Origin of the sequence: Rhodoferax sp. OV413, from assembly GCF_945881795.1 — a bacterium.
Classification (GTDB): domain Bacteria; phylum Pseudomonadota; class Gammaproteobacteria; order Burkholderiales; family Burkholderiaceae_C; genus Allorhodoferax.
Genome location: NZ_CAMCVG010000083.1, coordinates 1 through 9,345, shown reverse-complemented (window position 1 = coordinate 9,345; position 9,345 = coordinate 1). Strand labels below are relative to the sequence as shown.

6 protein-coding genes and 1 pseudogene are annotated in these 9,345 nt (G+C 61.4%); 3 read left to right on the top strand and 4 right to left on the bottom strand.

Annotation, left to right across the window (positions count from 1 at the left end):
• The 3 genes and pseudogenes from Q0O05_RS09880 to Q0O05_RS09870 form a co-directional block, all read left to right on the top strand.
• Positions 1-137 (top strand): annotated as a pseudogene (locus tag Q0O05_RS09880) (bifunctional methylenetetrahydrofolate dehydrogenase/methenyltetrahydrofolate cyclohydrolase); the annotation flags it as partial.
• Between the two features lie 33 nt (positions 138-170).
• Entirely contained in the window at positions 171-2,225 is a 2,055-nt protein-coding gene (locus Q0O05_RS09875) for a M3 family metallopeptidase (protein WP_293662582.1), read from the top strand.
• A 46-nt stretch (positions 2,226-2,271) separates the two neighbouring features.
• Positions 2,272-2,970 carry a glutaredoxin family protein gene (locus Q0O05_RS09870; protein WP_293662581.1) on the top strand — a complete coding sequence of 233 codons (699 nt, stop codon included), beginning with the start codon at positions 2,272-2,274 and terminating at the stop codon, positions 2,968-2,970.
• 63 nt (positions 2,971-3,033) lie between these two features.
• Here Q0O05_RS09870 and Q0O05_RS09865 read toward each other — a convergent pair whose 3' ends face one another.
• From Q0O05_RS09865 to Q0O05_RS09850, 4 genes are all read right to left on the bottom strand, one after another.
• Positions 3,034-5,856 carry an ATP-binding protein gene (locus Q0O05_RS09865; protein WP_293662579.1) on the bottom strand — a complete coding sequence of 941 codons (2,823 nt, stop codon included), beginning with the start codon at positions 5,854-5,856 and terminating at the stop codon, positions 3,034-3,036.
• 44 nt (positions 5,857-5,900) lie between these two features.
• Positions 5,901-6,851: a phosphonate ABC transporter substrate-binding protein gene (gene phnD / locus Q0O05_RS09860; protein WP_293662577.1), complete on the bottom strand. Its 951-nt coding sequence runs from the start codon at positions 6,849-6,851 to the stop codon at positions 5,901-5,903.
• Positions 6,852-6,916: 65 nt separating this feature from the next.
• A complete protein-coding gene (locus Q0O05_RS09855; RefSeq protein ID WP_293662575.1) occupies positions 6,917-9,094 on the bottom strand; it encodes an ATP-binding protein in 2,178 nt (725 codons plus the stop codon).
• Between the two features lie 4 nt (positions 9,095-9,098).
• Positions 9,099-9,345: hypothetical protein (locus Q0O05_RS09850; protein WP_293662573.1), on the bottom strand; the 247-nt coding region annotated here is incomplete at its 5' end.

Here is a 9,345-nt window from a genome sequence, read left to right as displayed (position 1 = left end):
TTGACGGCGTGCGCCAGGTGGCTGGCTTCATTACCCCGGTGCCCGGAGGTGTCGGCCCCATGACCATTACCATGCTGCTGGCCAACACCTTGCAAGCCGCCGAGCGCGCCACCGTCCCAGACCCAACCGCACACTGAAAAGTCACACACCGACAAGCCGCACACCACGCCATGAACCCACTGCTCAGCCCCCAAACCCTGCCAGCCTTCGACGCCATCCGCCCCGAGCATGTCGAGCCGGCCATTGACACCTTGCTGGCAGAGGCACAAACCGCGCTCGACACCGTGACCGCGCCGACCTTTGAAGCACAGTGGACGGCCATTGCCAAGGTGCTCGACGTAGCCACTGAGCGGCTGGGCATTGCATGGGGCGCGGTCAGCCACCTCAACAGCGTAGCCGACACGCCCGAGCTGCGCGCCGCCTACAACGCCGCGCTGCCCAAGGTCACCGAATTCTGGACACGGCTGGGCGCCGACGAGCGGCTGTATGCCAAGTACAAAGCCATAGCCACCGCCACCCTCAATACCGAGCAGCAACAGGCCCACAAAAACGCCATGCGCAACTTCGTGCTCGGCGGCGCCGAGCTGCAGGGAGCCGCCCGCGAGCGCTTCGCCCAGATTCAGGAAAGACAGGCCGAGCTGAGCCAGAAGTTCAGCGAAAACACCCTCGACGCCACCGACGCCTTCAGCTACTACGCCCGCGCCGATGAGCTCGATGGCGTGCCGCCCGACGTGCAGCAGGCCGCCCGCGCGGCCGCCGAGGCCGAGGGCAAAGAAGGCTACAAGCTCACCCTCAAAATGCCCTGCTACCTGCCGGTCATGCAGTTCGCCACCAGCAGCGCCCTGCGCAGCGTGCTGTACCGCGCCTACGCAACCCGCGCCAGCGAGCAGGCCGCGCCCGAGTTCCGGCAGTTTGACAACACCGCCAACATCAAAGAAATTCTGGCCCTGCGTCTCGAAGAGTCCCGCCTGCTTGGCTATCCGCACTTCGGCGCGCTGTCGGTGGTGCCCAAGATGGCCGAGTCGGCCGAATCCGTCATCCACTTTTTGCGCGACCTGGCGGCCAAGGCCCGGCCCTATGCCGAAAAAGACATACAAGACCTGCGCGACTTTGCCCGCGACACACTGGGCATCGCCGAGCCGCGGGCCTGGGACTGGTCTTTCATCGGAGAAAAGCTCAAGGAAGCCCGCTACGCCTTCAGCGAACAAGAGGTCAAGCAGTACTTCACCGCGCCCAAAGTGCTGGCCGGCCTGTTCAAGATTGTGGAAACCCTGTTTGACGTCGAAATCCGGCGCGACACCGCCCCGGTCTGGAATGCCGGCGTCGAGTTCTACCGGCTCGAGCGTGTCAGCCCGCAGGGCCGCACCCTGGTCGGGCAGTTTTACCTCGACCCCGCATCCCGCAGCGGCAAACGCGGTGGCGCCTGGATGGACGATGTGCGCGCCCGCTGGCTGCGCCCCGACACCGGCGCCCTGCAAACCCCGGTCGCGCATCTGGTCTGCAACTTTGCCGATGGCGTGGAGATCAACGGCATCCGCCAACCGGCCCTGCTCTCGCACGACGATGTCACCACCCTGTTCCACGAATTCGGCCACGGCCTGCACCACATGCTCACGCAGGTCAACGAGCACGACGTCTCCGGCATCAGCGGCGTGGAGTGGGACGCGGTGGAGCTGCCCAGCCAGTTCATGGAGAACTTCTGCTGGGAGTGGAGCGTGCTCAAGCACATGACAGCGCATGTCGACACCGGCGAGCCCCTGCCCCGCGCCCTGTTCGACAAAATGCTTGCCGCCAAAAACTTCCAGAGCGGCATGCAAACCCTGCGGCAAATCGAATTCGCCTTGTTCGACATGCTGCTGCACACCAGCCACGCGCCCGAGGCCGACTACTTGCCCCTGCTGGACACTGTGCGGCGGGAAGTGGCGGTGCTGCAGCCGCCCGAGTGGGCGCGCTCGGCCAACACTTTCAGCCACATCTTTGCCGGCGGCTATGCGGCGGGCTACTACAGCTACAAATGGGCCGAAGTGCTGAGCGCCGATGCCTACGCGGCCTTTGAAGAAACCGCTGGCGAGGATGGTCTGCCAAACCCCGAAACCGGCCGCAAATACCGCGAGGCTATCCTCGAGGCCGGCGGCAGCCGTCCCGCCATGGAGTCGTTCAAGGCTTTCCGCGGCCGCGAGCCCTCGCTCGACGCCCTGCTCCGCCATCAGGGCATGGCAAGCTGAGCGGGATCGCGGGTTGGCGCATCTGCTGTTTGATGAGGAACCTCACATGAAATCCACCCGCGCCTTACCCTTTGCTGCCAAGCCCCTTGCCGCCCTGCCCCTTGTCGCCCTGACCGCCTGCCTTATGGCTGCGGCGTCCTTGCAGGCGCAAACGGTCTACCGCATCGTCGGACCGGATGGCCGGGTCACCTTCTCTGACAAGCCGCCGCAGGAGGCCGCTGCCAGAGTCACACCAGCCACTTCAGCATCCGCCAGCCCAACCCCGCCCCCAGGCCCCGCCGCGAGCGCCCTGCCCTATGCATTGCGCCAGGCAATGGGCCAATACCCCGTCACCCTGTATGCCGGCGCCGACTGCGTGCCCTGTGACAGCGGTCGCAGCCTGCTCAAGGCCCGCGGGATTCCATTTGCCGAGAAGTCGATTTCTACCAACGAAGACATCGAGGCCCTCAAGCGCTTGTCAGGCGACACATCGCTCCCCGTGCTGACCCTGGGCGGGCAAAAAATCAAGGGGCTGTCGGAGTCGCAGTGGACGCAGTACCTGGACGCTGCAGGCTATCCTCAAAAATCGGCGCTACCTGCCAGCTACCGTTTCAGCGCGGCCACACCGTTGGTCGCAGTGCAAAAACTCGCAGAGCCGTCCACAGACAAGCCGCAAACCAAGCCCGACAGCCGGCCCGCGGGGCCTGCGTCTGAAGCCCCTGGCTCCGCACTCAACCCCAACAACCCGGCGGGCATCAGCTTCTAAAAGAAACGCCGCAGAAATAGCGGCGTGACGGAGCGCCGCCTATCGAGCCGCTTATCGAGGCGACTATTGCCCAGCCCGTTGCGCATTCAAGCTGGCCACGAGCTCTTTGAGGCGTCCAAACTGCTGCACGAACTCTTCGGTCTGGCGATCGTCAGCCAATATTTCAAGCTTCTTGCTCAGCTCGTAGATCTCGCCACCCGGCCAGATATAGGCCGCGCTGCCCTTGATGCCATGCACCACGATCGCCGCGGTGTCCCAGTCGTCGGCGGCAATGGCGGTCTCGGTCACCGCAAGGCGCTTGGGCGCGTCGTCCATAAACACCTGCAACATCTTTACGTGCAAAGCCTGCCTTTTGGCATCAAGGCCAGGCGCCGCAGGCGCTGACACGGGCGCCGCGGGAGCCGGTGGTGGCAGCGGCGCTACCGCGCCGGTGGTCACCTCATCCAGCGGCAATTCGAGGTCGAGACTCGCGCCAGCACCCAAGGCCAGCAGGTCGTCCAAGGCTGACAGCCCGTCATCTTGGTCAGCGGCAGCGCTTGCATCTTGGCTGTGCGCCGCCGGCGGGTGCATGGGCACCAGCGGCACGCCGTTTTGAAGGCTGTCGGCAATGACCCCCGAGATAATCTGGTGCAGGTTCAGCTCGTCCAGTGGCTTACCCAAGAAGCCGCTCATGCCAACGTCAATGCACTTTTGGCGATCAGTTTCGCTGGTGTTGGCGGTGAGCGCCACGATGGGCAGGCGGGGGTCAATAAAGTGCACGCCCTCATGCTGCCCCGAGCGAATCCAGCGGGTGGCTTCAATCCCGTCCATCACCGGCATACGCAGGTCCATCAACACCATATTGAAGTGCGCTTTCGCCAGGGCATCTAAGGCTTCTTTGCCGTTTTCCACCAGCACGATGTCGTGACCCATCCCCTCGACCACGTCGCGAACGATGATCTGGTTGGTCAACACGTCTTCAGCGGCAAGAATGTGCAGCTTGTAGTCGTGCCGCTTTTTGTGCACCACGCCTACGTGCAGCTGCACCGTGAATTTTGATCCCAGTCCCGGCGCAGACGCTACGCTGATAGTGCCGCCCATCAGATCCAGAATCTTGCGCGCGTGGGCCAGGCCCAGACCCGCCCCGCCAAACTGGCGTGTGGTCGAAATATCCGCCTGCTGAAAAGCCTCAAAAATCGACTTTTGCGCTTCGGGGTCGATGCCCGCACCGGTGTCTACCACCTCCAGCGTGAGCGGCACCTTGTCACCCGCAGGGTCCGCACAATGCACCAGCACCTGCACACTGCCGCGGCTGGTGAACTTGATCGCGTTGTCCATCAAATTGCCCAGCACCGTGGTCATGAGTCGCTCGTCAGCCATCAGGTAAGGGGGAACTGCCGGATCAACCTGAATCGACAACTCCAGCCCCTTGGCCTGCGCCTTGTGCGCAAACCGGTGGCGGACTTCATCCAGGCAGTCCGACAGCGCAAACACCTCGCTACGCACTGCGAGCTTGCCGGCATCCATTTCGGCAATATCCAGCAGACCGCCCAACATCTCCAGCAGCTGGTACGCGTTGCGCTGCGCCTCCATGACCCGCTCGTAACTGGATTTTTCGGTGCTGTTACGCAGCGACTTCAAGGTCAAGTCCAGCATACCCACCACGCCGGCCAAGGGGGTCCGCAGCTCGTGCGTCATCATGCCTAGGAAGGCGGTTTTAGCCGCGCTGGCTTGCTGGGATTTAGCCAGCGCATCCTCCAGAGAAATTTCTTTTTCCAGGAGCTCCGCATTGGCGCTATTGAGTGCCTGCGTGCGGTCTTGCACTTTTTGCTCGAGCGTGGCGTAGCTCTCAGACAGACGCTCGGCCATCAGGTTGAACTGGTCACCCAGATCCTGCAACTCATCGCCGCTGCGCAGTTCAATGCGCTGGCCGAGCGCCCCGGCGGCCATTTCCTGCGCTGACCGCTTCAATATCGCAATCGGCGTGACCAACCTGCGCACCATGACCGATGTCACTGCCAGGGCAGCCGAGATGCCGACCAACAAAATCAGCGCCCAGTTGATGGCCAGATCGGTAAACAGCGGCGTCAAGGCCTCTTTGGCGGGCTGCTCCACAAATACGCGCCAACCGATTTTGGGGATGGGGTAACTCGCACTCAGCACCGAGTTACCGCTCAAATCCTTGCCCATCAAGGGAACTACCGCATTGTCACTGCCCCCCAGCGCGGGCATGACCGCCTGCACCTGCGGCAGGCCCGACACCTTGGCCCCTTGCAGCACCAGGTTCAGGTCTTTGTGGGCCACCAGCCTGCCGGCTTCATCGACCGCATAGGCATAACCGGTTTTGCCCACCGTTGTTTTGCTCACGTCGTGCAGCAAGGCCTCGAGGCTCACACTCGCAACCACAATGCGCGCCTCGTTCGGCCCGGCGGCCACCGCCAGCTTGATGTGGGGCTCGCTCTCGTTCACAAAATAGGTAGGGCCACGGTAGAACCCGTCGCTCATGGCCTTTTTGAACTCCGGCCAATCGCTGCGGTCCTTCAGGCTGTTGATGGCGTCGGCTTCAGTGCGGGAGACGTGGTAGCGCTCGCGCCCGTCTTTGTCCAAAACAACCAGCTCGCTGAACACCGGGTTCTCACGCAGCTGCTCCATATTCTGAATGCGCGCCTCCAAGGGCGTCTGTCCCTTGGTAGGCCGCGACAACTGAATGAGCAACTGGCTCACATCTTCCAGCGACCTTTGCGCGCCCTGCGCCGCAAACCCCGCCTTTTCGCGCTGGATTTCGGCCACTCTGGCAATGGTTCGCTGGTAGGTGAAGTAGCCATCCACCAAGTTGTTCAACAGCAATGCCAGGCTGATCAGGCCCCCGAAAGCCAGCGCGTATTTGTGACGGAGCTTGAGCTTCATGCTGGGATCGTGCCTTGCTTGGTATGCCGGAATAGGCTGGTGGTTTATTGAAGCGCCTTGAGCTTGGCGTCAATGGCGGCGAGTTGCGCCTTCTTGTCGCTATCGCTCAAAGACGCGTTGGCGACCACCTTGTTACGGTCAGAGAACAAGCCCAGCTGGCGCACCGGAATGAGTTGCTTGTCAGAAGATTCTTTGAAGGATTTGGTGCCCTCGATTTTGGCCAAAATGCCACGCTCCCGTTCATCACTGCCGTAGCTGAAAAAGAAAGTCTTCAACTTCGCAGCAACCGCAGGGGCTAGGTCTTTGCGCATCACCAAAGGGTCAAGGGGAATCAAAGGCGAAGTCCAGATTACCTTGATGTCTTTGAACTTCTCGGGGAATTTGTCTTTGATCTTGGCCAGATTTTGTGAGTTGTTGGTGGCGATATCGACCTGCTTGTTTGCCACCGCTAATGCGTTCGCTTCGTGGTTCTGGTTCCTGGCGCTACGGAATGCGGTTTTGGTGTCGATACCGTCTTTGCTGTAGATGAAGTACTCGGGCACCAGGTATCCGGAGGTCGAGTCCAGATCTCCGTTGCCGTAGCTCAGGGTCTTGGCATTCTTCAGCACGTCTTTCACGTCGTTGATGGGGCTGTTCACATGCGCAATCAGGTGCGATGTGTATCCCAGCGAGCCGTCTGCGGCGACTGCCTGCGCAAAGACAACCCCTCCGGACTGATCGACAGCTTCAATCGCAGACTTGTTTCCCATATAAGCAATTTGGACCTTACCGTCTTTCATGCCGTCGATGATGCCGGCGTAGTTGGTTGCGAAAAACAAGCTCACATTCAGGCCCGTGGCTTTATTGAGGTCAGCCACCAAAGGCTCCCACGCTTGGCGCAAGGACGCGGTAGACGATACGGACACCAGCCCCAGGTTCAGCTCCTGCGCACTCACGGGGCCCACAAGTGCGGCACCGCTGAGAAGAACCAGAGAGGCAATCTTTCGAAAGTTCATAAAAGCTCCAAGGGGAAATGAAAGGAAAGCTCGGGATTTCGGGTCTTACAGATACAGCTTCATGTTCAGGCGGCTGGCGGGAAGTTCAGCTCCATCTGCTCGTTGGCAAAGGCCGCACGCATTTGGCCGATGAGGTGGGGCAGTTTTTCGGTAAAGGTTTGTGTGTGTCCGCCATCAGCAAGTTGCTCCAGTTCGGCCGCCAGGGCGACGGCAGGATGGTCAGGCCAGATGTAGCCCATAGACCCCTTGAGCCCGTGCACCGTGATGGCTGCAGAACCCCAATCGCCGCGCTGCATGGCGGCTTCAATGTCGCGAATTCTGTCAGGCGCTTGCACATGAAATGTGACGAGCAGCTTTTTGTGTAGCTCCGGCCGCACCTTCGGTTTGCTGATGCTGATGCTGGTGCTGGTGCTAGCCGCTGGCTGCGGCGGCGCGGCTGCGGGCTCAGGAATGTTGGGGTGCTCGTTGGGGGTAAAGGCCATACCCAACATGGCCTCAAGCTCCAGCAAATCGGCGTTGGGGGCTTCGCCATCGTCGTCGCTGCCGGCCACCAAGCGCTGTGTCGGCACGCTGGGCACCGGCGCCGGCGCGCTCAAGGGCTTCAAGGGGCGGCCAGCCGAGAGGTGCTTCTGAATCACCGCGGCAAGCGCCTTATGCAGCGCCACCTCGTCAATCGGCTTGGCCAACAAATCTTCGACACCAGCCTGCGAAAAGCGATCACGGTCTGCCTCGCCGGAGTTCGCGGTCAGCGCGATGATGGGCACCGCGTCATCTACAAACTCCCAGCCCGGCGCAAAGGCGTGGCCCTTGCGAATCGCATCGGTGGCCTCTACGCCGTCCATGACCGGCATACGCTGGTCCATCAGAATGAGGTCGAACTCGCGCTCCATCAGCATGTCGATACAAGCACGCCCGTCGTCTGTCAAGGTGCAGAGGTGGCCCATTTCTTCGAGCAGCGACTTGATGATGATCTGGTTGGTAACCGCGTCTTCGGCCACCAGAATATTGAGGATGTGCGAGTGGGCGATGGCCACATAGTCGTCGCCCTCGGCCGGCTTTTGACCCACTTGCAGGGGCAAATCGAAGTAAAACACCGAGCCATAGCCCTCGCGGCTGGTCACGCCAATTTGCCCGCCCATCAGCTCCACCAGTTGTTTACAAATGGCCAGGCCCAGCCCGGTGCCGCCGTAGCGGCGGGTGGTGGAACTGTCGGCCTGCTCAAATTTTTGGAACATGCGCTTTTGCGCGGACTCCGACATGCCAATGCCACTGTCGCGCACCACAAAGTGCGCCCACTGCACATCGCCCGCAGGCGTGGGCAAGCCCTCGGGCGCTTCCTTGAGTGGCTTCACGTGGACGGTGACGCCCCCCTTTTCGGTGAACTTGAGCGCATTCCCCACCAGATTGATCAGCACCTGGCGGATGCGGGTCGGGTCGCCATTGACATACGGGGTGATGCGGGGGTCGACGTTGATCGAGAACTCAATAGAGCGCTGCCGCGCGTTCTCATGCAACATGACCAAGGAATCCCGCAGCATGGGGCCAAGTGCAAAGTCGATGTACTCCAGGCTGAGCTTGCCCGCCTCGATTTTTGAGACGTCGAGCAGGTCGTTCACGATGGTCAGCAGGCCCTTGGCGTTGGCCAGTGCCATGGTCATCTTTTCGCGCAACGAATCGGGCATGCCCTCACGCAGCCCCAACTCCAGCATGCCGATGACGCCGGCCATGGGGGTGCGAAGCTCGTGACTCATGAGCGCGAGAAATTCCGACTTGGCCTTGTTGGCCGCCTCGGCTTCGTCGCGCTGGCTGGACAGCACCTGCTTGTCTTGTTCAAAGCCATCGAAGTAAGTCTCCAGGCGCCGCTCGAGCAGTCCGTTAAAGGCCTTGTAAAAGTCGTTGAGGTAGGACTTGGGGTCTTCGCTCAAACGCGCACCTTGTTTTATCTCACCACGGTTGAGGTTGTCGATGACGTGGCGGAATTCGTCGAGGTGGCTGCTCTTGTCACGGGCTTCTTCAAGGTAGAAGTAGATCGTGCAGGCCGCGGCTGCAACAAACAACAGGCCTATGAGCGCAAGCTCCACGCCCAGCGGCGCCCAGGGGCTGTCGGCACTCTCGAGCCAGAGCGTGACAGCGCCCGCGGCAAAGTGCAGAACACCAAACGCCAGCGCCGCCCAGGCGCTCCAACGCTTGGGCAACGGACCCATGGCGCGGGGGCGGCCGAGGAGTCGGGCAATTACGCTCACGCGCTTACTCGATGCTGTACATCTGGCGGTGGAACAGCGCGTTAATTTCCACCAGCATGGGCGTCATCTTTTCGCGCTCGATTTCGCCATCTTTGGCCCGCCTGAACATGTCTGCAGGCTGGCGCAGCCCTAAGGTGATGCAGCCGGTTTCCAGAGCGCCGCATTTTTTCTTGACGGCATCAAACGACTCAGGCGAGCTGCTGCTGCCCACGTCAATCATGAGCAGGGACACCTGCTTTTGCAAGCCGGAC

Bases quoted from the DNA above. Each gene is read 5' to 3' on its own strand.
- phnD (WP_293662577.1), bottom strand. From the start codon at position 6,851: ATGAACTTTCGAAAGATTGCCTCTCTGGTTCTTCTCAGCGGTGCCGCA.
- Q0O05_RS09870 (WP_293662581.1), top strand. From the start codon at position 2,272: ATGAAATCCACCCGCGCCTTACCCTTTGCTGCCAAGCCCCTTGCCGCC.
- Q0O05_RS09875 (WP_293662582.1), top strand. From the start codon at position 171: ATGAACCCACTGCTCAGCCCCCAAACCCTGCCAGCCTTCGACGCCATC.
- Q0O05_RS09865 (WP_293662579.1), bottom strand. From the start codon at position 5,856: ATGAAGCTCAAGCTCCGTCACAAATACGCGCTGGCTTTCGGGGGCCTG.